The organism is Mycobacterium montefiorense, assembly GCF_025823255.1.
GTDB lineage: Bacteria > Actinomycetota > Actinomycetes > Mycobacteriales > Mycobacteriaceae > Mycobacterium > Mycobacterium montefiorense.
The window spans coordinates 152,159-177,472 of sequence record NZ_JACKVL010000003.1 but is presented as its reverse complement, the minus strand read 5'-3'; the positions used below and the strand labels follow the sequence as shown (position 1 = coordinate 177,472).

General features: G+C 66.3%; 23 protein-coding genes, 1 tRNA gene and 1 pseudogene. 14 read left to right on the top strand and 11 right to left on the bottom strand.

Translation table 11 applies throughout. The features are described from left to right. The first annotated feature begins 199 nt into the window (after positions 1-199). On the top strand, positions 200-634 hold the full coding sequence (locus H7K34_RS01620; RefSeq protein WP_264992382.1) for a DUF6319 family protein: 435 nt from the start codon (positions 200-202) through the stop codon (positions 632-634). Between the two features lie 155 nt (positions 635-789). On the opposite strand, the gene H7K34_RS01615 is transcribed toward H7K34_RS01620, so the two are convergent. The 4 genes from H7K34_RS01615 to H7K34_RS01600 form a co-directional block, all read right to left on the bottom strand. Further along, positions 790-861: transfer RNA gene (locus H7K34_RS01615), tRNA-Val, on the bottom strand. A 48-nt stretch (positions 862-909) separates the two neighbouring features. Further along, complete coding sequence (locus tag H7K34_RS01610; protein WP_108921459.1) at positions 910-1,371, bottom strand: peroxiredoxin; 462 nt, start codon at positions 1,369-1,371, stop codon at positions 910-912. Then, entirely contained in the window at positions 1,371-1,793 is a 423-nt protein-coding gene (locus H7K34_RS01605) for a DUF3052 domain-containing protein (protein WP_108921460.1), read from the bottom strand. Before H7K34_RS01605 ends, H7K34_RS01610 begins: the two co-directional genes overlap by 1 nt. An 85-nt stretch (positions 1,794-1,878) precedes the next feature. Continuing rightward, on the bottom strand, positions 1,879-2,469 hold the full coding sequence (locus H7K34_RS01600; RefSeq protein ID WP_264059121.1) for a hypothetical protein: 591 nt from the start codon (positions 2,467-2,469) through the stop codon (positions 1,879-1,881). A gap of 174 nt (positions 2,470-2,643) precedes the next feature. On the opposite strand from H7K34_RS01600, the gene aceE reads away from it, so the two are divergent. From aceE to H7K34_RS01565, 7 genes are all read left to right on the top strand, one after another. After that, positions 2,644-5,436 carry a pyruvate dehydrogenase (acetyl-transferring), homodimeric type gene (aceE, locus tag H7K34_RS01595; protein ID WP_264059119.1) on the top strand — a complete coding sequence of 931 codons (2,793 nt, stop codon included), beginning with the start codon at positions 2,644-2,646 and terminating at the stop codon, positions 5,434-5,436. A gap of 149 nt (positions 5,437-5,585) precedes the next feature. Next, positions 5,586-6,911, top strand: a complete 1,326-nt coding sequence (locus tag H7K34_RS01590; protein ID WP_264059117.1) for a PucR family transcriptional regulator — start codon at positions 5,586-5,588, stop codon at positions 6,909-6,911. Between the two features lie 140 nt (positions 6,912-7,051). Next, positions 7,052-7,960: an ACP S-malonyltransferase gene (locus H7K34_RS01585; protein ID WP_264059111.1), complete on the top strand. Its 909-nt coding sequence runs from the start codon at positions 7,052-7,054 to the stop codon at positions 7,958-7,960. 89 nt (positions 7,961-8,049) lie between these two features. Next, on the top strand, positions 8,050-8,397 hold the full coding sequence (acpM, locus tag H7K34_RS01580; RefSeq protein WP_108921465.1) for a meromycolate extension acyl carrier protein AcpM: 348 nt from the start codon (positions 8,050-8,052) through the stop codon (positions 8,395-8,397). Continuing rightward, entirely contained in the window at positions 8,394-9,644 is a 1,251-nt protein-coding gene (gene kasA / locus H7K34_RS01575; protein ID WP_108921466.1) for a 3-oxoacyl-ACP synthase KasA, read from the top strand. Before acpM ends, kasA begins: the two co-directional genes overlap by 4 nt. A 26-nt stretch (positions 9,645-9,670) precedes the next feature. Beyond that, positions 9,671-10,924: a 3-oxoacyl-ACP synthase KasB gene (gene kasB, locus H7K34_RS01570; protein ID WP_264059107.1), complete on the top strand. Its 1,254-nt coding sequence runs from the start codon at positions 9,671-9,673 to the stop codon at positions 10,922-10,924. A 39-nt stretch (positions 10,925-10,963) separates the two neighbouring features. Then, positions 10,964-12,385, top strand: coding sequence for an acyl-CoA carboxylase subunit beta (locus H7K34_RS01565; RefSeq protein WP_264059101.1), 1,422 nt, complete (start codon positions 10,964-10,966; stop codon positions 12,383-12,385). 58 nt (positions 12,386-12,443) lie between these two features. On the opposite strand, the gene H7K34_RS01560 is transcribed toward H7K34_RS01565, so the two are convergent. From H7K34_RS01560 to H7K34_RS01550, 3 genes are all read right to left on the bottom strand, one after another. After that, positions 12,444-13,778 carry an MFS transporter gene (locus tag H7K34_RS01560; RefSeq protein ID WP_264059249.1) on the bottom strand — a complete coding sequence of 445 codons (1,335 nt, stop codon included), beginning with the start codon at positions 13,776-13,778 and terminating at the stop codon, positions 12,444-12,446. A gap of 115 nt (positions 13,779-13,893) precedes the next feature. Further along, positions 13,894-15,435, bottom strand: a complete 1,542-nt coding sequence (locus H7K34_RS01555; protein WP_264059100.1) for a glycerol-3-phosphate dehydrogenase/oxidase — start codon at positions 15,433-15,435, stop codon at positions 13,894-13,896. Then, complete coding sequence (locus H7K34_RS01550; RefSeq protein WP_264059099.1) at positions 15,435-16,004, bottom strand: TetR/AcrR family transcriptional regulator; 570 nt, start codon at positions 16,002-16,004, stop codon at positions 15,435-15,437. Before H7K34_RS01550 ends, H7K34_RS01555 begins: the two co-directional genes overlap by 1 nt. Positions 16,005-16,051: 47 nt before the next feature. Here H7K34_RS01550 and H7K34_RS01545 point away from each other — a divergent pair, with 47 nt between their 5' ends. The 3 genes from H7K34_RS01545 to H7K34_RS01535 all read left to right on the top strand — a co-directional run bounded on the left by H7K34_RS01545 (position 16,052) and on the right by H7K34_RS01535 (position 19,129). Further along, positions 16,052-17,632 (top strand): FAD-binding oxidoreductase, encoded by a 1,581-nt coding sequence (locus tag H7K34_RS01545; protein ID WP_264059246.1) that lies wholly within the window; start codon positions 16,052-16,054, stop codon positions 17,630-17,632. Next, the gene (locus H7K34_RS01540; protein WP_264059098.1) at positions 17,629-18,549 is read left to right on the top strand and encodes a diacylglycerol kinase; all 921 of its coding nucleotides are present in this window, start codon (positions 17,629-17,631) and stop codon (positions 18,547-18,549) included. The genes H7K34_RS01545 and H7K34_RS01540 overlap by 4 nt, the downstream gene beginning before the upstream one ends. 67 nt (positions 18,550-18,616) lie before the next feature. Beyond that, complete coding sequence (locus H7K34_RS01535; RefSeq protein WP_264059097.1) at positions 18,617-19,129, top strand: Rv2253 family sensor-like surface protein; 513 nt, start codon at positions 18,617-18,619, stop codon at positions 19,127-19,129. 8 nt (positions 19,130-19,137) lie between these two features. On the opposite strand, the gene H7K34_RS01530 is transcribed toward H7K34_RS01535, so the two are convergent. From H7K34_RS01530 to H7K34_RS01520, 3 genes are all read right to left on the bottom strand, one after another. Further along, the gene (locus H7K34_RS01530) at positions 19,138-19,650 is read right to left on the bottom strand and encodes a DUF3145 domain-containing protein (protein ID WP_108921474.1); all 513 of its coding nucleotides are present in this window, start codon (positions 19,648-19,650) and stop codon (positions 19,138-19,140) included. A gap of 137 nt (positions 19,651-19,787) precedes the next feature. Beyond that, the gene (locus tag H7K34_RS01525) at positions 19,788-20,609 is read right to left on the bottom strand and encodes a serine hydrolase domain-containing protein (protein ID WP_264059096.1); all 822 of its coding nucleotides are present in this window, start codon (positions 20,607-20,609) and stop codon (positions 19,788-19,790) included. Positions 20,610-20,622: 13 nt separating this feature from the next. After that, positions 20,623-21,642 carry a class I SAM-dependent methyltransferase gene (locus H7K34_RS01520; protein ID WP_264059245.1) on the bottom strand — a complete coding sequence of 340 codons (1,020 nt, stop codon included), beginning with the start codon at positions 21,640-21,642 and terminating at the stop codon, positions 20,623-20,625. 142 nt (positions 21,643-21,784) lie between these two features. Here H7K34_RS01520 and H7K34_RS01515 point away from each other — a divergent pair. Continuing rightward, positions 21,785-22,880 (top strand): annotated as a pseudogene (locus H7K34_RS01515) (S-(hydroxymethyl)mycothiol dehydrogenase). After that, positions 22,881-23,504, top strand: coding sequence for an MBL fold metallo-hydrolase (locus H7K34_RS01510; protein ID WP_264059093.1), 624 nt, complete (start codon positions 22,881-22,883; stop codon positions 23,502-23,504). It begins immediately after the preceding pseudogene. A gap of 12 nt (positions 23,505-23,516) precedes the next feature. Here the strand turns inward: H7K34_RS01510 and H7K34_RS01505 are convergent, their stop codons facing one another. Further along, on the bottom strand, positions 23,517-24,281 hold the full coding sequence (locus tag H7K34_RS01505) for an SHOCT domain-containing protein (RefSeq protein ID WP_264059092.1): 765 nt from the start codon (positions 24,279-24,281) through the stop codon (positions 23,517-23,519). A gap of 57 nt (positions 24,282-24,338) precedes the next feature. Here H7K34_RS01505 and H7K34_RS01500 point away from each other — a divergent pair, with 57 nt between their 5' ends. Next, entirely contained in the window at positions 24,339-25,295 is a 957-nt protein-coding gene (locus H7K34_RS01500) for an SDR family oxidoreductase (RefSeq protein WP_264059091.1), read from the top strand. Positions 25,296-25,314 lie beyond the last annotated feature (19 nt).

The window sequence follows — 25,314 nt, the reverse complement described above, 5'->3', positions numbered from 1 at the left end:
AGGGAAGCGCGAACCTGTCAATGAGCGGGCGGCAACCCCACGGTCGGTGCCTGTGGTTTCGCGCCCGAATACCGTGATGCTGCGTCAGCGGCCAACTTGGTTTGTTAGTCGAACATATGTTCTAATAAAGTCCCCTGCCCGGCCCGCTCGCTGCGGGTGATGTTCAGAAGGAGATCGCCGAACGATGACCGTAGACACTCTGGCAGCTGAAGCGCCGTCCACCGACTCCGACACTCCCGCCGCCACGGCTGCATTCGTTGAGCCCACCGCGGTTGGCGCTACGCCGGCGTCCGACGCGGCAACCCCTGAAGCTTCCGCCGGCCAGAAGCCTAGGAAGGCCCCGGCCAAGAAGGCGACCAGCAAGAAGGTCAAGTCTCTTGAGCTGACCCTCACTGTCACCGGCACGGCCGACGGCGAATGGCGCGCGGAGCTAAAGCAGGGCACCACCTACCTGGCCCGCAACCTCGCGGTCGCGGCCGCCGCCGTCTCGCGCGCCGCCAAGGAACTGCATGAGGAGCTCGCCACCCCAATCAACGAGGCAATCGAAGAGGCGCGGTCCCAACAAGCGGCCAGAGTCGTCGCCCTCGAAGCCGAACTGGAAGCCGCTCGCAAAGTCCTCGCCGACCTGGACTGAGGTTCCCGAGCGGTTTGCACGTCACAGTTCACGGTCTCACGCCTCGAGAGGCGCCGCCGGGCACTGCGAACACCTTGCGACGCAACACCTTCGGGTGCCCTCCTAGCGCCAGGTGATCAACGACCAGCACATCGACCCGGTCATGATCACTTCGGTGGGCGCGGACGGTATCGAACCGCCGACCGCTGGTGTGTAAAACCAGAGCTCTACCACTGAGCTACGCGCCCTATATGCCCGCCGCAGGCTACACGCCTGGACGCCCGGACCTCAAACTCTCAGACCCGCAAGGCCGCCAGCGCATCGGTCCACAATCGCTGATCGCGAGCCTCGCCGGGCTCTTTCATCTCGGCGAATTGGATGATCCCGGATCGGTCGACGACGAACGTGCCGCGATTCGAATAGCCGGCCTGGTCGTTGAACACGCCGTAGGCCTGGGCGACCTCGCCGTGCGGCCAGAAATCCGATAGCACCGGAAACGTGAACCCGCTTTCGATGGCCCAGATCTTGTGCGTCGGTGGCGGACCCACCGAGATCGCCAGTGCCACGCTGTCTTTGTTTTCGAATTGCGGCAGGTGATCGCGCAGCAGGTCCAGTTCGCCCTGGCAGATCCCGGTGAACGCCAGCGGGAAGAACACCAGCAGAACATCCTTGTCGCCGCGATAGCCGCTCAGCGTGATGCGCTGCTGGTTTTGGTCGCGCAAAGTGAAATCGGGGGCTGTCGTCCCGACCGGCAGCATTAACGCTTCCCGGCGCGCGACTTCGGTTGCACCAACCGGCTGGCGCTCCAATCCCCCAGGTTGACCGACGACGTCGGCATCAGGCCGGCGGTCGGAGCAGCCTCGGCGATCTCCGCTGGCAGCACGTGGCCAGGCTTACCGGTCTTGGGGGTCAACACCCAGATCACGCCATCCTCGGCCAGCGGGCTGATGGCGTCCATCAGGGTGTCCACCAGGTCGCCATCGCCATCGCGCCACCACAGCAGCACGACGTCGACGACCTCGTCGGTGTCCTCATCGAGCAGCTCGGAGCCGCAGGCTTCCTCGACCGCCGCGCGGATGTTGTCGTCGGTGTCCTCGTCCCAACCGAACTCCTGGACAACCTGGTCTCGTTGCACGCCCAGTTTGCGAGCGAAGTCCGAGGCGTCATCCGCCGCGACCACCGTGGATCCTCCTTAACAACACACCGTGCGCGCCATGCGATTGGGGATTATCGTCGCACAGCCAGAACCTGGTTCACACTCCACCTCAGAAGGACGCCAGGCAGAGTTTCAGCGCCTTGGTCTTGGTGTCGTTAAGTTGATCGACCCGCCGGTTGAATTCACCGGTCCCCGCGTGGGTGCCGATCGCGTTCGCCACCCCGTGCGCCGCGTCGATATAAGAGTTGAATGCGTCCTTCAGCTGCGACGACAGGGCATCGTTGAAATTGTTGCCCACCGTCGAGGCGCTGTTGTTGAGCGCATCGATCGCCGGGCCCTCGAACGGGCCGGTACCGCGGCCGCCGTTGAACGCCCCGACATAGGCATTCACCTTGTCGATCGCTTCCTTGCTGGTGGTGGCCAGCGAGTCGCACGAGCTGCGCACCGCCTTGGTCGTCAGCGACTGTTGCCGCTGGGACTCCCGAACGCTCGACGTCGCGATCGAGGCGGACACCGACGACGACACCGACTGCCGGTAAGCCGGCGCGACCTTCGTGTCGGGTGTCGCCGTGCCGTCGGTGACGGTGGTGCACCCCACGATGCCCATCAGCGCGGTTGCGATGCAGCCAAGCGCCAGCACGCCACGCTTGGGGAACTCTCCCCCACGCGTGCGCGGGACGACTTTCCATCCGGTGAGCACGGGTTCTGACGTTACCGGGTGGGCGATTGCTGTTGCCCCCGACGCACCGAGGTTTGGTGTCGGCGGGTGACCCTTGGCAGGCGAACCGATTGCGGCTACCCGCCCGAAGCGCCGGTACGGCACGATAGAAGACGAACACGCATGCAGGTAACCGCCGAGAGCAGGAGTAGTGCGTTGACGACCGAGTTCGCACGCCACGATCTGGCCAAAACCCCAAGCAACGGAAGCGAACCCGATCGCGTCCGGGTGATCCGCGAGGGCGTGGCGTCGTATCTGCCCGACATCGACCCCGAGGAAACCTCGGAGTGGCTGGAGTCCTTCGACGACCTGCTGGCGCGCTCGGGCCCGGCGCGGGCGCGCTACCTGATGCTGCGGCTGCTGGAGCGAGCGAGTGAACAGCGGGTCGCCATTCCGGCACTGACGTCGACCGACTACGTCAACACCATTCCGACCGAGCTGGAACCGTGGTTCCCCGGCGACGAGGACGTCGAGCGGCGCTTCCGCGCGTGGATCCGGTGGAACGCCGCCATCATGGTGCACCGCGCCCAGCGTCCCGGAATCGGCGTGGGCGGCCACATTTCGACGTACGCCTCGTCGGCGGCGCTGTACGAGGTCGGCTTCAACCACTTCTTCCGTGGCAAGACGCATCCCGGTGGCGGGGACCAGGTGTTCATCCAGGGCCACGCGTCGCCGGGGATTTACGCGCGCGCTTTCCTGGAGGGCCGGCTGACCACCGACCGGCTCGACGGCTTCCGGCAGGAGCACAGCCACCCGGGCGGCGGCCTGCCGTCCTACCCGCACCCGCGGCTGATGCCCGATTTCTGGGAGTTCCCGACGGTGTCGATGGGCCTCGGCCCGATGAACGCCATCTACCAGGCCCGGTTCAACCACTACCTGCACGACCGCGGCATCAAGGACACCTCCGATCAGCATGTGTGGGCGTTCCTCGGCGACGGCGAGATGGACGAGCCGGAGAGCCGCGGCCTGATCCAGGTCGCCGCCAACGAGGCGCTGGACAACCTGACCTTCGTCATCAACTGCAACCTGCAGCGGCTCGACGGTCCGGTGCGCGGTAACGGCAAGATCATCCAGGAGCTGGAGTCCTTCTTCCGCGGCGCCGGCTGGAACGTCATCAAGGTGGTCTGGGGCCGCGAGTGGGACGCCCTGCTGCACGCCGACAAGGACGGCGCGCTGGTGAATTTGATGAACACCACGCCCGACGGCGACTACCAGACCTACAAGGCCAACGACGGCGCCTACGTCCGCGACCACTTCTTCGGCCGCGACCCGCGCACCAAGGCCCTGGTCGAGCCGATGACCGACGCCGAGATCTGGAACCTCAAGCGTGGTGGCCACGACTACCGCAAGGTCTATGCGGCCTACCGGGGCGCGGTAGACCATAAGGGACAGCCGACGGTGATCCTGGCCAAGACCATCAAGGGTTATTCGCTGGGCGCTCACTTCCAGGGCCGCAACGCCACGCACCAGATGAAAAAGCTTGCGATAGAAGACCTTAAGTACTTCCGCGACGCCATCCGGATTCCGATCAGCGACGCTCAGCTGGAGGAAGACCCCTACCTGCCGCCCTACTACCACCCGGGACCCGACGCCCCCGAGATCCGCTACATGCTGGACCGGCGCCGCACGCTGGGCGGCTTCCTGCCGGAGCGCCCGACCAAGGCCAAGGCGTTCAAGCTTCCGAGCCGCGACATCTACGCCGCGCTGAAGAAAGGCTCGGGCACCCAAGAGGTCGCCACCACCATGGCGACGGTCCGAACCTTCAAAGAAGTGTTGCGGGACAAGGAGCTTGGCCCGCGTATCGTGCCGATCATCCCGGACGAGGCACGCACGTTCGGGATGGACTCGTGGTTCCCGTCGCTGAAGATCTACAACCGCAACGGCCAGCTCTACACGGCCGTCGACGCCGATCTGATGTTGGCGTACAAGGAAAGTGAAGTCGGGCAGATCCTGCACGAGGGCATCAACGAAGCCGGGTCGGTGGCCTCGTTCACCGCGGCCGGCACGTCGTATGCGACGCACAACGAGCCGATGATCCCGATCTACATCTTCTATTCGATGTTCGGCTTCCAGCGCACCGGCGACAGCTTGTGGGCCGCGGCCGATCAGATGGCGCGCGGCTTCTTGCTCGGGGCCACCGCCGGACGCACCACCCTGACCGGTGAAGGCCTGCAGCACGCCGACGGACATTCGCTGCTGTTGGCCGCCACAAATCCTGCAGTGGTGTCCTACGACCCGGCGTTCGCCTACGAGATCGCCTACATCATCGAGAGCGGGCTGGCGCGGATGTTCGGCCAGAACCCCGAGAACGTCTACTTCTACATCACGATCTATAACGAGCCGTATGTGCAGCCGCCCGAGCCGCACAACCTCGATCCCGAAGGCGTGCTGCGTGGGATCTACCGCTACCAGGCGGCCACCGAGCAGCGCACCAACGCCGCGCAGATCCTGGCCTCAGGGGTCGCGATGCCGTCGGCGGTCAAGGCCGCCGAGCTGCTGGCCGCCGAATGGGATGTGGCCGCCGACGTGTGGTCGGTGACCAGCTGGGGTGAACTGAACCGCGACGGGCTGGCGATCCAGCGCGAGCAGCTGCGCCACCCGGAGAAGACGGCCGGCGTCCCCTACGTCACGAAGGCGCTCGAGGGGGCAACCGGACCGGTGATCGCCGTATCAGACTGGATGCGGGCGGTGCCCGAGCAGATCCGGCCGTGGGTGCCCGGCACTTACGTCACGCTGGGCACCGACGGGTTCGGCTTCTCCGACACCCGGCCGGCGGCCCGGCGGTACTTCAACACCGACGCCGAATCGCAGGTGGTGGCGGTGCTCGAAGCGCTGGCCCGCGACGGCGAAATCGACCCGTCCGTGCCGATCGCGGCGGCGCGTCAGTACCAGATCGACAACGTGCAGGCCGCCCCGAAGCAGACGTCCGATCCCGGGCCCGGCGCATAGGTCGGCTTCCGCCGAACGTGACACTGCAGTCACGGTGGGCACCGAGCGTGGCTGCAGCGTCACGTTCGGCCGGGGGTGCTTGGCCCGACCCCGGTAAGACCCCGCCTGCTTTATGGGAAAGTTCCAGAAATCAGGCGTAGCTTTTAGGGGTGAATGACAATCCCTTCGCTGGCCCATTTGCCAAGCATCCGAGGTCACCCCTCGAAACCTTGGATACGGTCCCGGAATCCGTGCTGCGTCGGCTGAAGCAGTATTCCGGACGGTTGGCCACCGAAGCGGTGTCGGCCATGCAGGACCGACTGCCGTTCTTCGCCGAACTGGAAGCCTCCCAACGCGCCAGCGTGGCGCTGGTCGTGCAGACGGCCGTCGTGAACTTCGTCGAGTGGATGCACGACCCGCACAGCAATGTCAGCTACACCGCACAAGCCTTTGAGCTGGTGCCCCAGGACCTGACCCGTCGGATCGCGCTGCGCCACAGCGTGGACATGGTGCGGGTAACGATGGAGTTCTTCGAGGAAGTCGTGCCGCTGCTGGCCCGCTCCGAAGAGCAGTTGACCGCGCTGACGGTGGGGATCTTGAAGTACAGCCGCGACCTCGCGTTCACCTTCGCCGGCGAGTACGCCGACGCGGCCGAAGCGCGGGGCAGCTGGGACAGCCGGATGGAGGCCAGCGTGGTCGACGCCGTGGTGCGCGGCGACACCGGCCCCGAGCTGTTGTCCCGAGCGGCCGCGCTGAACTGGGACACCACCGCGCCGGCGACGGTGGTGGTCGGGACGCCGGCTCCCAACCGTGACAACACCAACAGCGAGGGTGCCAGCGAGCGGGCCAGCCAGATCGTCCGCGACACGGCCGCTCTGCACGGCCGCGCGGCACTCACCGACGTGCACGGCACCTGGCTGGTGGCCATTGTGTCGGGGCAGTTGTCGCCGACGGACAAGTTTCTGGGCGATCTATTGAGGGCGTTCGCCGACGGCCCGGTGGTCATCGGGCCCACCGCGCCGATGCTGACCGCGGCCTATCACAGTGCAAGCGAAGCCATCTCGGGGATGAACGCCGTTGCCGGCTGGGGCGGCGCACCGCGGCCCGTGCTGGCGCGTGAGCTGCTGCCAGAACGTGCGCTGATGGGAGATGCGTCGGCCATCGTCGCGTTACACACCGACGTGATGGGGCCACTGGCCGACGCCGGGCCCACGCTGATCGAAACTCTTGATGCTTACTTAGATTGCGGCGGCGCGATCGAGGCATGCGCCCGCAAGTTGTTCGTTCATCCAAACACCGTGCGATATCGACTCAAGCGCATCACCGACTTCACCGGGCGTGATCCCACGCGACCACGCGACGCATACGTGTTGCGAGTGGCCGCGACGGTCGGCCAACTCAACTACCCCACCCATCCCTCTGGTGTTGGTACCAGCGCGATGCCGGCGGTCCCGCTGCCGGTCAGAGGGGGTTCTGCGACGCCTTCCATGCGATAGTGATTCAGGCAACAGATCGCGGCGCGGTATCAAATACGTAGCTTGTCGAGCGGTTTTGTGGGGTTTCCACAAAAACCTAAGACGAGGTTCATAATCTGTTACACCCGCCAAAACCGTTTCCACAGTGTTCTCTTAGACACGTGATTGCATTACTCGCGCCCGGACAGGGTTCGCAGACGGAGGGGATGCTCTCGCCGTGGCTGGAATTGCCAGGGGCGACAGAGCAGATGACTCTGTGGTCCAAGGCCAGCGGCCTGGACCTGGTCCGTCTGGGCACCACCGCGTCGAACGAAGAGATCACCGACACGGCGATCACCCAGCCACTGGTCGTCGCGGCCACCCTGCTCGCGCATCAGGAGCTGACCAAGCGCGGCGTGTTCGCCGGCGAAGACTTCATCGTGGCCGGCCACTCGGTTGGCGAGATCGCCGCCTACGCGATCGCCGGTGTGATCGCGGCCGATGACGCCGTCGCGCTGGCCGCCACCCGTGGCGCCGAGATGGCCAAGGCGTGTGCCGCCGAGCCGACCGGCATGTCCGCAGTGCTGGGCGACGACGAGACCGAAGTCCTGACCCGCCTCGAGCAGCTCGATCTGATCCCCGCGAACCGCAATGCTGCCGGCCAGATCGTCGCCGCCGGCCCGCTGACCGCGCTGGAAAAGCTCGCCGAAGACCCGCCGGCCAAGGCCCGGGTACGCGCTCTCGGTGTGGCCGGAGCGTTTCACACCAAGTTCATGGCGTCCGCGCTGGACGGCTACGCCGCTGCGGCGGCCGCTATCGCGACCGCCGAGCCCACTGCCACCCTGCTGTCCAACCGCGACGGAAAGCCCGTCACTACGGCGGCGGTGGCGATGGAAACGCTGGTCGCTCAGTTGACCCAGCCGGTGCGGTGGGACCTGTGCACCGCAACGATGGCCGAGCACAGTGTCAAGGCGATCGTCGAGTTCCCGCCCGCGGGCACGCTCGCCGGCATCGCCAAACGTGAACTTCGGGGGGTGACGGTCCGTGCCGTCAAAACGCCCGCAGACCTGGACGCGCTGGCTGACATCTAACGCCAGCTCGGCCAGTTGTAGCCAGTACAACCGCATAAGAGCACATCAATCCGATTTGCACACAACACATTACGAAGGGAAATAAGGCTGTGTCTGTTAGCCAGGAAGAAATCATCGCCGGTATCGCCGAGATCATCGAAGAGGTCACCGGTATCGAGCCTTCCGAGGTCACCCCGGAAAAGTCGTTCGTCGACGACCTGGACATCGACTCGCTGTCGATGGTTGAGATCGCCGTCCAGACCGAGGACAAGTACGGCGTGAAGATCCCGGACGAGGACCTTGCCGGCCTGCGCACCGTCGGTGACGTCGTCTCCTACATCCAGAAGCTTGAAGAAGAGAACCCCGAGGCCGCCGAGGCGCTGCGCACCAAGCTCGTCGCCGAGAACCCCGACGCTGCTGCCAACGTTCAGGCAAGGCTGGAAGCGGACAGCAAGTGACCAAGCCTTCCACTGCTAACGGCGGTTACCCCAATGTTGTGGTAACCGCTGTCGCGGCGACGACGTCGATCGCGCCGGACATCGAGAGCACGTGGAAGGGCTTGCTGGCTGGCGAGAGCGGCATCCGCGTCCTCGAAGATGAGTTCGTCACCAAATGGGACCTGCCCGTCAGGATCGGTGGGCACCTCAAAGAGCCGATCGATGACCACATGAGCAGGCTGGACATGCGGCGCATGTCGTATGTCCAGCGCTTGGCCAAGTATCTCTGCGGCCAGCTGTGGGAGTCGGCGGGCAACCCGGAGCTCGATCCGGACCGGTTCACCGTTGTGGTGGGCACCGGTCTGGGTGGCGCCGAGCGGATCGTCGAGAGCTATGACCTGATGAACGAGGGCGGCCCCCGCAAGGTGTCGCCGCTCGCCGTTCAGATGATCATGCCCAACGGTGCCGCTGCGGTCGTCGGTCTGGAGCTCGGAGCGCGGGCCGGGGTCATCACCCCGGTGTCGGCGTGTTCGTCGGGCTCCGAGGCAATCGCCCACGCCTGGCGCCAGATCGTCATGGGTGATGCTGAGGTCGCCGTCTGCGGCGGTGTCGAAGGGCCGATCGAGGCGCTGCCCATCGCGGCGTTCTCGATGATGCGGGCCATGTCGACTCGCAACGACGAGCCCGAGCGGGCGTCGCGGCCGTTCGACAAAGACCGCGACGGCTTCGTGTTCGGCGAGGCCGGGGCGCTCATGCTCATCGAGACCGAGGAGCACGCCAAGGCCCGCGGCGCCAAGCCGTTGGCCCGGTTGATGGGTTCCGGCATCACCTCGGACGCCTTCCACATGGTGGCGCCCGCGGCGGACGGTGTCCGCGCCGGCCGGGCGATGACCCGGGCGCTGGAGCTGGCGGGCTTGTCCGCCAAGGACATCGACCATGTGAACGCACACGGGACGGCGACGCCGATCGGCGACACCGCAGAGGCCAATGCCATCCGGGTTGCCGGATGCGAACGGGCCGCCGTGTACGCGCCGAAATCGGCGCTGGGGCACTCTATCGGCGCGGTCGGGGCGCTCGAGTCGGTGCTCACGGTGCTGTCACTAAGGGATGGCGTCATTCCGCCAACCCTGAACTACGAAACCCCCGATCCCGAGATCGCGCTGGATGTCGTTGCGGGCGAACCTCGCACCGGTGATTTCCGTTATGCGATCAACAACTCATTCGGGTTCGGCGGCCACAACGTGGCCCTCGCCTTCGGGCGTTACTGAGCACGAGAGGAACGTTCGTCACTCCCATGACAGAACTGGTTACGGGGAAAGCTTTCCCCAATGTGGTCGTCACCGGCATTGCCGCGACGACTGCTTTGGCACCCGATGCGGAAAACACCTGGAAGTTGCTGCTAGACGGCCAGAGTGGAATCCGTACGCTCACCGACCCGTTCGTCGAACTGTACGACCTGCCGGTTCGCATCGGCGGGCATCTGGTGGAGGAGTTCGACAGTCAGCTCACGCGTATCGAGCTGCGTCGCACCGGCTACCTGCAGAGAATGTCCACCGTGGTGGGCCGCCGGGTGTGGGAGAACGCGGGTTCGCCTGAAGTCGACACCAACCGGTTGGCGGTGTCGATCGGTACCGGCCTCGGCTCGTCCGAGGAACTGGTGTTCAGCTACGACGGCATGCGCGAGCGCGGCATGAAGGCCGTCTCGCCACTCGGCGTGCAGAAATACATGCCCAACGGAGCCGCCGCGGCGGTCGGCCTGGAACGGCATGCCAAGGCCGGGGTCATGACGCCGGTCTCGGCCTGCGCATCCGGCTGCGAGGCCATCGCCCGGGCGTGGCAGCAGATCGTGCTGGGTGAAGCCGACATCGCTATTTGCGGCGGCGTCGAGACCCAGATCGAGGCGGTGCCGATCGCGGCGTTCGCCGCGATGCGCGTCGTCATGTCGACCACCAACGACGACCCCGCCGGCGCGTGCCGCCCGTTCGACAAGGACCGGAACGGCTTCGTGTTCGGTGAGGCCGGCGCGCTCATGGTCATCGAGACCGAGGAGCACGCGAAGGCCCGCGGCGCCAATATCCTGGCCCGCATCATGGGAGCCAGCGTGACCTCGGACGGATTCCACATGGTCGCACCGGATCCCAACGGCGAACGTGCCGGGCATGCGATGACGCGGGCGATCCAGCTCGCGGGCATCACCCCCGCCGAGATCGACCACGTCAACGCCCATGCCACCGGCACCCAGGTCGGCGACCTTGCCGAGAGCAAGGCCATCAACCGGGCTTTGGGCAACCACCACCCCGCGGTCTACGCGCCCAAGGCGGCGCTCGGCCACTCGGTGGGTGCGGTCGGTGCGTTGGAATCAATCTTGACGGTCCTCGCGTTGCGGGAGCAGGTGATCCCGCCGACACTGAATTTGGTAAACCTCGATCCAGAAATCGATTTGGACGTGGTGGCGGGTAAGCCGCGGCCGGGCAACTACCGGTTCGCGATTAACAACTCGTTCGGATTCGGCGGTCACAACGCGGCGATCACCTTTGGACGGTATTAAACCCAGCGGTATTGATTCACCGGAAACAGGAGACCTGCGATGACACTCATGGCCCCCGAGGCAGTTGGCGAGTCGCTCGACCCCCGCGACCCCTTGCTACGTCTGAGCAATTTCTTCGACGACGGCACCGTTGCCTTACTGCACGAGCGTGACCGTTCCGGTGTGCTTGCGGCATCGGGCACCGTGAATGGTGTTCGCACCATTGCCTTCTGCACCGACGGAACGGTGATGGGCGGCGCGATGGGCATCGAAGGCTGCACGCACATCGTCAACGCCTACGACACCGCCATCGAGGAGCAGAGCCCGATCGTGGGCATCTGGCACTCCGGTGGTGCCCGGTTGGCCGAAGGTGTCAAGGCACTGCACGCGGTTGGCCTGGTGTTCGAGGCCATGATTCGGGCTTCGGGCTATATCCCGCAGGTCTCGGTGGTCGTCGGCTTCGCGGCCGGCGGTGCCGCCTACGGACCGGCGCTGACCGACGTCATCGTGATGGCGCCCGAAAGCCGGGTGTTCGTCACCGGGCCGGACGTGGTACGCAGCGTCACCGGCGAGAACGTGGACATGTGCTCGCTCGGTGGCCCCGAAACGCACCACAAGAAGTCCGGGGTGTGCCACATCGTCGCCGACGACGAGCTCGACGCTTACGAGCGTGGCCGCCGGCTGGTTGGATTATTCTGCCAGCAGGGGCATTTCGACCGTAACAAGGCCGAAGCCGGTGACACCGACATCCACGCGCTGCTGCCGGAATCGGCGCGACGCGCCTACGACGTCCACCCGATCGTGACTGCGATCCTCGACGACGACACACCGTTCGACGAGTTCCAGGCCAACTGGGCGCCGTCGATGGTGGTCGGCCTGGGTCGGCTGTCCGGCCGTTCGGTGGGCGTGCTGGCCAACAACCCGCTGCGGCTAGGTGGTTGCCTGAACTCCGAAAGCGCCGAGAAGGCAGCCCGTTTCGTGCGGCTGTGCGACGCGTTCGGGATTCCACTGATCGTGGTCGTCGATGTGCCGGGTTACCTGCCCGGTGTCGACCAGGAGTGGGGCGGCGTGGTTCGCCGCGGCGCCAAGCTGCTGCACGCGTTCGGTGAGGCCAGCGTTCCGCGGGTCACGCTGGTCACGCGAAAGACCTACGGCGGGGCCTACATTGCGATGAACTCGCGCTCGCTGAACGCGACCAAGGTGTACGCCTGGCCGGACGCCGAGGTGGCGGTGATGGGCGCCAAGGCCGCGGTCGGCATCCTGCACAAGAAGAAGCTGGCCGCCGCGCCCGACCACGAGCGCGAAGCGCTGCACGACGAGTTGGCCGAGGAGCACGAGCGGATCGCCGGCGGCGTGGACAGCGCCATCGAGATCGGCGTGGTCGACGAGAAGATCGATCCGGCGCACACCCGCAGCAAGCTCACCGAGGCGCTGGCGGAGGCACCTGCACGTCGCGGGCGCCACAAGAACATCCCGCTGTAAATCTTTTCCCGCGAGCGTAAGCCCACTGCGAAATTTCACACCGAATTTCGCAGTGGGCTTACGCTGGCGAGCCACTCGCCAATTCTTCGGCTTCCGCCTCGGTCTCGACCGCGGGACCGGACCCGGGCAACGGCTTGCCGGCCACCTCTGGCGTGAACCGTAGGGTGATCACGCCGACCAGGCCCGCGAACATCAGCATGTAGGCCGGCACCATCTCATTGCCGGTGCTCGATACCAGCGCTTCGGCAATCAACGGAGTGGTGCCGCCGACGGTGGATATCGACAGGTTGTAGGAAATGGCCAACGCTCCATAGCGCACCCTGGTCGGGAACAGTGCCGGTAACGCCGACGGTGTCGTGCTGTCGAAACAGAGTTCCATCAGCCCGATCAGCAGCACCCCAAGGAAGATCACCGGATAGATACCGCCGTGGCGCATCAGCAGAAACGCCGGGATCGAAGCCGCGATTAGCAGGACACAACCCGTCCGCATGATCGGCTTCACGCCGATACGGTCGGATAACTTCGCGACGAACACGATCGTGGCCATCAGGATGGCCAGGGTGACCAAGATCAGTACCAGCGCCGGGGTTTCCCCAAGGTGCACAACCGTTTTCAGATATGTCGGCAGGTAGCCGGTGACCATGAAATCGGCGACCTGGGAGGTCAGCACCAGGGCGGCGCAGATCAACATCGGCCGCCACTGCTCCATGACGGTGTGCCGAAACTGGTGACGGCCGCCCTCTTCGACGGCGTCGGATTTCTGACTGATCTGGGTGAAGGCCGCTGACTCATGCAGTCGCAGTCGCATGTAAAGCGCGATCAGCCCCAACGGTGCGGCCAACAGCAAGGGCACCCGCCAGCCCCAAGCCAGCCAGTCGTGACGTGGCAGCCACGCCTGCAGCCCCGTCACCAAGAAGCCAACAACTACAAAGCCGATCAGGTTGCCCAACGGCAGGAACCCGACCAGCATGCCGCGCTTGCGGTCTGGTGACTGCTCCACCAGGTATGTCATCGCACCGACGAATTCGCCGCCGGTGGACAACCCCTGGAACACGCGGGCGACGACGAGCAGGATCGGCGCCCAGATGCCGATCTGGGCGTAACCAGGCAGCAGGCCGCTCATCGTGGTGCCGGCCGTCATCATCAGGATCGTGATCACCAGCACCCGCTTGCGGCCGATGCGATCACCGAGCGGGCCAAAGATCATGCCACCCAGCGGACGCACCACAAACGCCGCCGCCACCGTGCCAAAGGTGGCAATCAAGTGCACAGCGCTCACGCTGTTCCCGGGATAAAACACCTGCGCGATGGTGGTGGCAATATAGCCGTAGACGCCGAAGTCGTACCACTCCATGACATTGCCGATCGCGGTGGCCGCAATGGCTTGGGACATCGCACGCGGATCGGTGACCGTGATCTCGTCGCGCGCCCACTTCTGCTGAGCGCCATCGATGTCCATCGCAGTGCTAGTTACCCGCACCCGGCCGGATCCAAGCAGGGAGACAGGATTAACCCTTGACCGCGAGCAACTCCGCCGCCGCGGCGACCGCTCGCTCCCGATCGCGGGCCACCAGGCCGATCCGGGTCCGGCGATCGAGGATGTCGTCGACGTCGAGTGCGCACTCGTGGGTGACGGCGTACTCGAACTCGGCGCGGGTCACGTCGATGCCCTCGGCGACCGGCTCGGTGGGACGCTCGCAGGTGGCGCTGGCGATGACGTGGGGCGCCTCGGCGCCATAGCGCGCCACCAGCGACGCCGGCAGTCCGGCCCCTGGACCGGCCCCAGCACCCGCGGCCGGTCCGGGGTTGGACGGCGCGCCGATCAGCGGCAGATTGCGGGTCCGGCAGCTCCCGGCCGGCAGGTGTCGCAGGCTGACGGCACGGTCCAGCACGTCCTGCGCCATGTAGCGGTACTCGGTCAGCTTGCCGCCGATAACGCTGATCACCCCGGACCGCGACTCGACGACCGCGTGCTCACGTGACACGTCGGCGGTGCGGCCCGCACCGGTGTCGATCAACGGCCGCAGGCCGGCGTAGGCGCCGACGACATCGGTAGTTCGCAGCGCGGTTCCCAGCGCGGTGTTCACCGTGTCCAGCAGGAAGGCGGTCTCTGCGTCGGACGGTTCCGGCACATCGGGAATCGGACCCGGGGCGGCTTCATCCGTCAGCCCGAGGTACACCCGGCCCAGTTGCTCGGGCATGGCGAACACGAAGCGGTTCAGCTCGCCGGGAATCGGAATCGTCAGTGCCGCAGTCGGATTGCCCAGGGCGTTGGCATCGAAGACCAAATGGGTCCCGCGGCTGGGCCGCAACCGCAACGAGCCGTCGATATCGCCTGCCCACACCCCCGCCGCGTTGATCACCGCGCCGGCCGACACGTCGAACGACTGCCCGGTGCGCTGATCGGTCAATCGCACCGAGCTGCCGGTGGCCTCGGATGCCGCGACGTAGGTGAGGATCCGGGCGCCGTGCTGGGCGGCGGTGCGGGCGACGGCGGTGACCAGACGGGCGTCGTCGATCAGCTGCCCGTCGTAGGCCAGCAGTCCCCCGTCGAGGCCGTCGCGGCGCACCGTGGGCGCCATCTCGACGACGCGTTGCGCCGACACCCAGCGCGAGCGGGGCAGGGTCGACGACGGCGTTCCCGCAAGCATCCGCAACGCGTCACCGGCGACGAATCCCGCGCGCACCAACGCGCGCTTGGGATGGCTCATCGACGGCAGCAACGGCACCAGCTGCGGCATCGCATGCACGAGGTGAGGGGCGTTGCGCGTCATCAGGATTCCGCGTTCGATGGCGCTACGGCGGGCGATCCCCACGTTGCCGGTCGCCAGGTAGCGCAGACCACCATGGACCAGTTTGGAGCTCCAGCGGCTGGCGCCGAACGCCAAGTCGTGTTTCTCGACCAGCGCTACGCGCAGGCCCCGCGACGCGGCGTCCAGCGCGATTCCGACGCCGGTGATCCCGCCGCCGATCACCACCACGTCCAGCGGCTCGCCGTCGGCAAGCGCGTGCAGGTCGGCGGTGCGGCGGGCAGCATTCAAGGCGGTCATCAGGACAGGTATCCGTTCAGCGAGTGGGCGAGTTCGGTGGCCAGCGCATCGGCGTCAAGGATCGGGCGCACGATCTGCTCGGACTGGATGGTCGACTGGGCGATCAGCAACACCATGGTGGCCAGCTGCAGTGGGTCGCCCGCGCGCACGGAGCCGTGCCGCTGGGCCACCCGCAACCGGTCGGCAAGCGCGCCGATCAGCATCTGCTGGCTCTCCCCCAGGCGTTCGGTGATGTAGACCGGCGCCAGTTGCGAATGCATCACCGACATGATCAGCTCGTCGCGACGCAGCAAGTCGGCCACCGAAACGATCTGGCGCACAAGCGATTCGCGGTCGTCTCCCCGCAATGGCGCGTCCTGCATCACCCCCTTGATGCGCTGGGTCAGCAGAGCAGCCACGATCGACTGTGTGTCCGGCCAGCGGCGGTACACGGTCGGCCGGCTCACGCCCGCGCGCCGGGCAATTTCGGCGAGAGTCACCCGGTCTATCCCGAAATCGGCCACGCAGCTAGCGGCCGCCGCCAGGATCCGCTCGCCGACATCCAATCCCGCGTTACTGATTGACAGCATATGTAATACTGTAATGCATGACGCATCCCGAGCAACTCCTTCCGCCGATGAATTGGAACGCGTGGGGAGATCCCGCTAGCGCCAAACCCCTCTCCGACGGCATCCGGGCGCTGCTGAAACAAGCCGTCGGCCTCGAAGAGTCCCAGTTGCCCCAACTCGGCGCCGACCAGGTACAGCTGCGCCCGTCCGCGCTGTCGAAGGCGGATTGCGATGCGCTCGCCGCGATCGTCGGCGCCGACTATTGCCGCACCGACGATCGCGATCGGCTGCTGCATGCCGGTGGCAAGTCCACCCTGGACCTGCTGCGGCGCAAGGACACCGGAGTACAGGATGCGCCCGACGCCATCCTGCTGCCCGGCGATGACGACGCCGTCGCCGCGATCCTGCGCTACTGCTCCGAGCACGCCATCGCCGTCATCCCGTTCGGCGGCGGCACCAGCGTGACCGGCGGACTCAATCCCACCCGCGGCGACTTCGGCGCCGTCGTCTCCGTCGACCTGCGTCGGTTTGACCAGCTCATCTCGCTTGACGAGGTATCCGGGCAGGCTGTCCTGGGGGCGGGCCTCACTGGCCCGGACGCCGAACGCCTACTCGGCGAGCGAGGTTTCTCGCTCGGACATTTCCCGCAGAGCTTCGAATACGCCACCATCGGCGGCTTCGCGGCGACCCGCTCCTCGGGTCAGGACTCGGCCGGCTACGGCCGGTTCAACGACATGGTGCGCGGGCTGCGGATGATCACCCCCGCGGGAACGTTGGAGCTGGGCCGCGGACCGGAATCGGCAGCCGGCCCCGACCTACGTCAACTGCTGATCGGGTCGGAGGGCACCTTCGGCGTGATCACCCAAGTGCGGCTGCGGGTGCACCGGACACCGGAAGCCGTCGGCTACGAGGCCTGGTCGTTCCCCGACTTCGCGACCGGAGCGGCCGCGCTGCGCGCGGTCACCCAGAACGCGACCGGCCCCACCGTTGTTCGGCTCTCCGATGAGGCCGAAACCGGGGTCAATCTGGCCACCACCGAGGCGATCGGCGAAAACCAGATCACCGGCGGTTGCCTGGGCATCACCGTGTTCGAGGGCACCAGGGAACACGTCGAGAGCCGGCATGCCGAGACCCGCAAACTGCTGACCGCCCAAGGCGGTACGTCGCTGGGTGAAGGTCCCGCCCAGGCGTGGGAGCGCGGCCGGTTCGGCGCACCGTACCTACGCGATTCGCTGCTGGCCGCGGGTGCGCTCTGCGAGACGCTGGAGACCGCCACCGATTGGTCCAACATCCCGGCGCTCAAGGCCGCCGTCACCGAAGCGCTCACTACCGCGTTGGCCGAAACCGGGACACCGGCGCTGGTGATGTGCCACATTTCGCACGTGTACCCGACCGGCGCATCGTTGTACTTCACCGTCGTCGCCGGGCAGCGCGGCAATCCGATCGAGCAGTGGCAGGCCGCCAAGACGGCCGCATCGGACGCGATCATCGCCACCGGCGGCACCATCACGCATCACCACGCGGTCGGTGCCGATCACCGGCCCTGGATGCGCGACGAGGTCGGCGATCTGGGCGTGCAGGTGTTGCGCGCGGTCAAAGCGACACTGGATCCGGCGGGAATCCTCAATCCCGGCAAGCTGATTCCGTGACAGGCCTGCGACGGCGCGAGATCAGCAAGGTGACCGCGTTGACCAATCCCCTTTCGGGGCATGGCACCGCGGTGCAGGCGGCGCAGGCCGCCATCGCGCGGCTGCACGCTCGCGGTGTCGAGGTCGTCGAGATCATCGGCGACGACGCCGAAGACGCCCGTCATCTCGCAGCCGCCGCCATCGAGCGCGGCACCGACGCGGTGGTGGCGACCGGCGGCGACGGCGTCATCTCCAACGCGCTACAAGTGCTGGCGGGCACCGACATTCCGCTGGGCATCATCCCGGCCGGCACCGGCAATGACCACGCTCGCGAATTCGGCATTCCGACAAAGGATCCCGAGGCCGCCGCGGACATCGTCGCGGAAGGCTGGACCCAAACCATCGACTTGGGCCGCATCCGGGACAGCAAGGGTGTCGATAAATGGTTCGGCACCGTGGCGGCCACCGGATTCGATTCCCTGGTGACCGATCGCGCCAATCGAATGAGCTGGCCGCACGGACGGCTGCGCTACTACGTCGCGATGCTCGCCGAACTCACCCAACTGCGGATGTTGCCGTTCCGCTTGGTGCTCGACGGCACCAGGGAGATCGACGCGGATATCACGCTGGCAGCCTTCGGAAATACCCGAAGCTACGGCGGCGGGCTGCTGATCTGTCCGAACGCCGATTACACCGACGGCCTGCTCGACATCACGATGGCGCACACCGCATCCCGGACGAAATTCGTCCGGCTGTTTCCCACCGTGCTGAAGGGCACCCACGTCGAGCTCGACGAGGTGTCCACGGCACGCGCGACGACGATCCACGTCGAATGTCCCGGCATCAACGTCTACGCCGACGGCGACTTCGCCTGTCCGCTGCCCGCCGAGATTTCCGCGGTGCCTGGCGCGCTGCAGATCCTGCGCGCGGGCGTGTAACAACTCGGGCGACAAACGCGACATCTGGGCAGATAGGCGCCGTGGGAGCGCTGCCCTGGGAGGAACGATGTCGGGTCGTCGCAAAACCGCGGTTATCGCTTTGGCGATCGTGTCGTCGGGGGCGTCATCGCTTGCCCCCGCGGCGTTCGCAGCCGACCCGCTCTGGAACGGGCAGTACATCCTGACGTTGTCCGCCAACGCGAAGAACGGCACCAGCATCGCCGCCCGCCAACCCGAATACGCTCACCGGGCCAGCGTCTCGATCACCTCGAAGTGCACGGCCGGTGCCTGCACCGCCACAGTGAACGACCCACCGCCGCCCAAAAACGACTCCATGCCACCGACGATCGAGTTCACCTGGAATGGGTCCCAGTGGGTGCGCGAGATGACCTGGCAATGGGACTGCCTATTGCCCGACGGGACAACCGAATCCGACCCCGCGAAATCGATCACGGCGTACACGCCCGGGCCGAATGGCGTCCTGACCGGCGTTTTTCACACCGATATCAAAAGCGGTGCGTGTCAGGGCAATGTCGATATGCCGGTGTCCGCCGCGCCGGCGAATCCGCCCGTCGTGTAGCGAGTGGCCTAGCCGACGCCCCGGCTGAGCCAGGTCACCTCGCCGGCCTCGCCGCCGTCGCGGTAGGCCTCGAGCGCCTCGTCCCACGCGGTGCCCAGCACGGAATCCAGCTCGGCGGCCAACGTGTCGGCGCCCTGCGCCATCATCGCCCGCAGCCGCATCTCGCCGACCATGATGTCGCCACTGGCGCTCATTGCGCCGGTCCACAAGCCCAGTTGCGGGGTGTGGCTGAAGCGGTGGCCGTCGACTCCGGGGCTTGGGTCCTCGGTCACCTCGAACCGCAGCACCGACCAGGACCGCAGCGCGTTGGCCAACCGGGCACCGGTACCCACCGGACCGACCCAGTTGGTGACGGCACGCAGCTGTCCCGGCATCGCCGGCTGCGGTGTCCACACCAAGTTGGCTTTGGACTGCAGGGTCGACGACAACGCCCACTCAACATGCGGGCACACCGCCGCGGGCGAGGCGTGCACGTACACCACACCAGCCGTCACGTCGGCGAATTGATTCGACGCACGCATCTACCTGCTCCTTCGGTTCCACGAGGGACGTCTTCCCCAACGACCTGGCGAACCGACAAGCTGGATTATTTAGATGCGATTGTTTCGTACGTGTCTATTGTGCCCTGTGATACCCGTGTTGCGCTAGTGCTCGATGGTTATTTCATGTATTGGAGCAGCACCGCGTCGGCCACGGCGGGCCACAGGTCGAGTGCCCAGTCGCCGAAATCGCGGTCTGTCAGGGCCACCAGCGCCAGGTCCGCATCGGGATCTGCCCAGATGAAACCGCCTGCTTGACCGAAATGGCCGTAGGTCCGCGCCGAGTTATGCGCCCCAGTCCAATGCGGCGATTTGGCATCCCGAAGCTCGAAACCCAGCCCCCAATCGTTGGGCCGCTGCACGCCGTAGCCGGGCAACACGCCGTCCAGGCCGGGAAACTGCACGGTCGTCGCGTCGGCGTGCAGCTGCGGCGAGACGATCGACGGGCGCAACAGGTCGCCGGCGAATGCCGCCAGGTCCGTCACCGTCGAGGTGCCGCCGAAGCCGGCTTCCAGCGCGCCGCCATCCAGCCGGGTCGCGGCCATGTTCAACGGCTCGGACACCGCCTCGGTGAGATAGCGGCCGAACTCGATGCCCGACTCTCGCTCCACGGTCTGGGCCAGCACGGCAAAGCCGTAGTTGGAATACATGCGCCGGGTGCCGGGCTTGGCCTGCACCCGATCGGAGTGCATCGCCAGGCCCGACGCGTGCGCCAGCAGATGCCGGACCGTCGAGCCGGGCGGGCCGGCAGGGCTGTCCAGCTCGACGACGCCCTCTTCGATCGCGACCTGCGCGGCGCGGGCGACCAGCGGCTTGGTGACCGACGCCAGTTCGAACACCCGCTCGGTGTCGCCGTGGGTGGCCAGCACCCCGGCGGGTCCGATCACCGCGGCGGCGGCGGCCGGAACCGGCCAGTCATCGAGCGCATCGAGAGCGGCCATTAGGTCCGGCGCGTCACTTCGTGGCGATGTAGTAGTTGTTGATCGGGTCGGACTCGATCTCGGCGACCTGCACGTCACCGAATCCGGCGTCGCCGAGCATCGAGATGGCCAGCTGAGATCCCCAGGCCGTGCCCAGCCCGGCGCCGTCCAGCGCCAGCGACACTGTCATGCAATGCATCAGCGAGACGGTATAGAGGTAGGTGCTCATCGGGATGTCGACGTTCTCCTCGAGCCGGCTGGACGCCTTGATGTCGGCCATCAGGAACACGCCGCCGGGTCGCAGGGCGCGATAGATGTTCTCCAGCACCTGCGCCGGCTGGGCCTGATCGTGGATGGCGTCGAAGACCGTGATCACGTCGTAGGCATCCGTCTTGTCCAGCGCGGTCAGGTTGTGGCTCTCGAAGGTCGCGTTGGTCAGGCCGAGACGAGCCGCCTCCTGGACGCCGGTGGAGATGGCCTGCTCGGAGAAGTCGATGCCGGTGAACCGACTGTTCGGAAACGCCTGGGCCATCACGTTGATCGCATGACCGCTGCCGCAGCCGAGATCGGCCACATCGGCTCCGGAGCGCAAGCGTTCCGGCAAGCCGTCGACCAACGGCAGCACGACGTCGACCAGCGCCAGGTCGAACACGGTTGCGCTCTGTTCGGCCATCAGCGCGTGGAAGCGCGGGAACTCGCTGTACGGCAGGCCGCCACCCTCGCGGAAACATCGGACGATCTTCTGCTCGACCTCGCCGAGCTGCGGGAGAAACAAGGCCACCAGCGCCAGGTTGTCCGGCCCGGCGGCACGGGTCAGCACCGCCGCGCGGTGGGCGGGCAGTGCGTAGGTTCCGGCGCCGGCGTCGTAGTCGACGACGTGTCCGGTCGTCATGCCGCCCAGCCACTCTCGGACGTAACGCTCGTTGAGGCCCGTGGCGTCGGCGATCTGCGCGCTGGTGGCCGCCCCGAGTGCGGCCATCTTGTCCAGCAGACCGGTCTGGTGCCCAATACTCAGCAGGATTGCGAGGCTTGCGCCGTCGATGGTTGCGACCATCCGGTCGGCGAATTCTTCGGTGGTTTCCACGGCCGTCACGCTCACGGACGCTACACCCGCTCGCTGTCGCGCCGGTTGACAAAGGCTGTTGGGTGGACGCCCGGCCGCGCAGTGTATGGCCTTCGACAGTAGGTTGTAGGCCATGAGTCAGACAGTGCGCGGAGTGATTTCACGCAAGAAGGGCCAGCCCGTCGAACTGGTCGACATCGTCGTCCCGGACCCCGGTCCCGGAGAGGCCTTGGTCGACATCATCGCCTGCGGGGTGTGCCACACCGATCTGACTTATCGCGAGGGCGGCATCAACGACGAGTATCCGTTCCTGCTCGGCCACGAAGCCGCGGGCACGGTCGAAGCGGTCGGCCCGGGCGTCACCGCCGTCGAGCCGCGACTTCGTGATCCTGAACTGGCGCGCGGTGTGCGGCCAGTGCCGTGCCTGCAAACGCGGCAAGCCACACCTGTGCTTCGACACCTTCAATGCCACCCAGAAGATGACGCTGACCGACGGCACCGAGCTGACCCCCGCGCTGGGCATCGGGGCCTTCGCCGACAAGACGCTGGTCGCGGCCGGTCAGTGCACCAAGGTCAATCCCGATGCCGACCCCGCGGTCGCCGGGCTGCTGGGCTGCGGCGTGATGGCGGGCATCGGCGCCGCGATCAACACCGGCGCCGTCGACCGCGACGACACCGTCGCGGTGATCGGTTGCGGCGGTGTGGGCGATGCCGCGATCGCGGGTGCCGCGCTGGTCGGCGCAAAAAAGATCATCGCCGTCGACACCGACAACACCAAGCTGGACTGGGCCCGCAAGTTCGGCGCCACCCACACCCTCAACGCCCGCGAACTCGACCTCGGAAAGGACGTGGTCGAAACCATCCAGGACCTCACCGACGGCTTCGGCGTCGACGTGGTGATCGACGCGGTCGGCCGGCCCGAGACGTGGAAGCAGGCCTTCTACGCTCGTGATCTCGCAGGCACCGTGGTGCTGGTAGGTGTGCCGACGCCGGATATGAAGCTGGAGATGCCGCTGGTCGACTTCTTCTCTCGCGGCGGGTCGTTGAAGTCGTCGTGGTACGGCGACTGCCTACCCGAACGCGACTTCCCCACCCTGATCGATCTGTATCTGCAGGGCCGGCTTCCGTTGGAAGAGTTTGTTTCGGAACGAATCGGGCTAGACGGCATCGAGGAGGCGTTCGAGAAGATGCATGACGGCAAGGTACTGCGTTCGGTAGTGGTGCTGTAGATGGTCGATATCGATCGGGTCGTCACGCACGGTACCTTCGAACTCGACGGCGGCAGTTGGGAAGTCGACAACAACATCTGGTTGATCGGCGACAACTCCAACGTGGTGGTGTTCGACGCGGCTCACGATGCGGCGCCGATCGTCGACGCTGTGGAGGGCCGCCATGTGGTGGCGGTGGTGTGCACGCATGGCCACAATGACCATGTCACGGTGGCGCCCGAACTCGGCAAGATACTCGACGCACCGGTGCTGCTGCATCCCGCCGACGAAGAGTTATGGCGAATGACCCACCAGGACAAAGACTTTCGTGCTATCTCCGATGGGCAGAAGTTGAACATCGCCGGCACCGAGCTAACCGCGCTGCACACCCCCGGCCACTCCCCCGGATCGGTGTGCTGGTACGTGCACGACCTCGGTGTTGTGTTCAGCGGCGACACCCTGTTCGCCGGCGGCCCCGGCGCCACCGGGCGCTCGTACTCCGATTTCCCGACGATCCTGCAGTCGATCTCCGAGCGGCTCGGCAAGCTGCCCGGCGAGACCGTCGTGCACACCGGCCACGGCGACAGCACCATCATCGGCGACGAGATCGTGCACTACCAGGAGTGGGTGGCGCGGGGCCACTGATCCGACGGTAACTCAGTGACCTTCGAGGATTCGCTGCTTCTCGGTCTGAAACTCCTCTTCGGTTAACCCCCCGGAATCTCGCAGCGCCGCCAGCGTTTTGAGCCGCTCCAACCGAACACCCTCATCGGTGGGTTCGTACGCCACGGCGGGCGGCACCATAGGCGCTGACACCGGCACGACGGGCCACTCGGTGGGCCCGGACAGCTGGGATGCCTGCACCACCACCGCTGCCGCCCGGCGCCGGGTGCGGGACAGCCACAGTCCCGACACGATCGAATCAACCAGGCCCGCAACGAACATCGCGACAAACACCCACACCAAAAAGCCGTAGGAACTCGAGTGGCCGAAGGCCAGTCGGGGCGCGATGAATCCGTTGACCTGGCCGTCGGTGGTGATGTTGTACGTGCCCGCGGCCGGAATCTGAGCCACCCACACCCGCACGTGTGCGTCGTTGTTGACTGTTGTTGTGCTGCCGATATTTTCGGTCATCGACGGCTGTGCCATCCCGTCGGGCGGGCTGATCGTTACCCCCAGCGGCGGCACCGGCAAGCCGCCGCCGTTGGGGCCGCCGATCACCACGGCGTGCAGACTGACGGTGACCTCGCCGGCGGGCAGATACACGCTGCCTGAACCCGGGATCGGGACCTCGCCGTAGGCGTTGTACTTGTCCAGGAAAAACGCGTTCAGCACCAGCGTGACGATAAAGCCGCCGATCGACACGATGATCGTCGCGATGGCAGCGGCCAGCGAAATCTTGGCAACCCGTCTGCTGCGCATCCACGCAGTGTGTCATTGCTAGTGACCCGGGGCCAGCGAAAGAGCACACTGATAGCCATGTCCAACGATCTCGTCGCCACCGTGCCAGACCTGTCCGGGAAACTGGCCGTCATCACTGGAGCCAACAGCGGTCTGGGTTTTGGGTTGGCCCGCCGGCTCTCGGCGGCCGGCGCCGACGTGGTCATGGCGATCCGCAACCGGGCCAAGGGTGAGGCGGCAGTCGAGCAGATCCGCGACAGCGTGCCGGATGCCAAGCTGACGATCAAATCCCTCGACCTGTCGTCGCTGGCCTCGGTCGCCGCGCTGGGCGAGCAACTCAACGCCGAAGGCCGGCCGATCGACATTCTGATCAACAACGCCGGGGTGATGACACCACCGGAACGCGATGCCACCGCCGACGGCTTCGAATTGCAGTTCGGCAGTAACCATCTCGGGCACTTCGCACTGACCGCGCATCTGCTGCCGCTGCTGCGCGCCGCGGGGCGCGCCCGAGTCGTCTCGTTGAGCAGCCTCGCGGCCAGCCAGAGCGGCAAGGTCCACTTCGACGACTTACAGTTCGAAAAGTCGTACGCGCCGATGCCGGCTTACGGCCAGTCCAAGATCGCGGTGCTGATGTTCGCCCGCGAGTTGGACAAGCGCAGCCGCGCCGGCGGCTGGGGCATCGTCTCCAACGCCGCACACCCCGGCCTGACCAAGACCAACCTGCAGGTCAGCGGACCGTCCTATGGCCGCGAAAAGCCGGCGCTGATGGAGCGCCTGTACAAGGCGTCGTGGCGTTTCACGCCCTTCCTGTGGCAGGAGATCGACGAGGGGATTCTGCCCGCCCTGTATGCCGCGGCCACCCCGGCGGCCGAGGGCGGCGAATTCTACGGACCACGCGGATTTATGGAACTCGCAGGTGGCGGGGTGAAAGTTGCCAGCACGCCCGCGCGTGCCCGCAACGACGACGACTGCCGGCGACTGTGGGAGATTTCCGAGAAGCTCACCGGCGTCAGCTACCCAGCATCCAATTAGCAACTCAGACAAGGCTTTT

Excerpts from the sequence above, each read along its gene's own strand:
- kasB (WP_264059107.1), top strand. The coding sequence starts at position 9,671 with ATGACAGAACTGGTTACGGGGAAAGCTTTCCCCAATGTGGTCGTCACC.
- H7K34_RS01530 (WP_108921474.1), bottom strand. The coding sequence starts at position 19,650 with ATGCGTGCGTCGAATCAATTCGCCGACGTGACGGCTGGTGTGGTGTAC.
- H7K34_RS01610 (WP_108921459.1), bottom strand. The coding sequence starts at position 1,371 with ATGCTGCCGGTCGGGACGACAGCCCCCGATTTCACTTTGCGCGACCAA.
- H7K34_RS01545 (WP_264059246.1), top strand. The coding sequence starts at position 16,052 with ATGAATTGGAACGCGTGGGGAGATCCCGCTAGCGCCAAACCCCTCTCC.
- H7K34_RS01560 (WP_264059249.1), bottom strand. The coding sequence starts at position 13,778 with ATGTCCCAAGCCATTGCGGCCACCGCGATCGGCAATGTCATGGAGTGG.
- H7K34_RS01510 (WP_264059093.1), top strand. The coding sequence starts at position 22,881 with ATGGTCGATATCGATCGGGTCGTCACGCACGGTACCTTCGAACTCGAC.
- H7K34_RS01520 (WP_264059245.1), bottom strand. The coding sequence starts at position 21,642 with ATGGTCGCAACCATCGACGGCGCAAGCCTCGCAATCCTGCTGAGTATT.
- H7K34_RS01535 (WP_264059097.1), top strand. The coding sequence starts at position 18,617 with ATGTCGGGTCGTCGCAAAACCGCGGTTATCGCTTTGGCGATCGTGTCG.
- H7K34_RS01525 (WP_264059096.1), bottom strand. The coding sequence starts at position 20,609 with ATGGCCGCTCTCGATGCGCTCGATGACTGGCCGGTTCCGGCCGCCGCC.
- H7K34_RS01500 (WP_264059091.1), top strand. The coding sequence starts at position 24,339 with ATGTCCAACGATCTCGTCGCCACCGTGCCAGACCTGTCCGGGAAACTG.
- H7K34_RS01565 (WP_264059101.1), top strand. The coding sequence starts at position 10,964 with ATGACACTCATGGCCCCCGAGGCAGTTGGCGAGTCGCTCGACCCCCGC.
- H7K34_RS01505 (WP_264059092.1), bottom strand. The coding sequence starts at position 24,281 with ATGCGCAGCAGACGGGTTGCCAAGATTTCGCTGGCCGCTGCCATCGCG.
- H7K34_RS01555 (WP_264059100.1), bottom strand. The coding sequence starts at position 15,435 with ATGACCGCCTTGAATGCTGCCCGCCGCACCGCCGACCTGCACGCGCTT.
- H7K34_RS01550 (WP_264059099.1), bottom strand. The coding sequence starts at position 16,004 with ATGCTGTCAATCAGTAACGCGGGATTGGATGTCGGCGAGCGGATCCTG.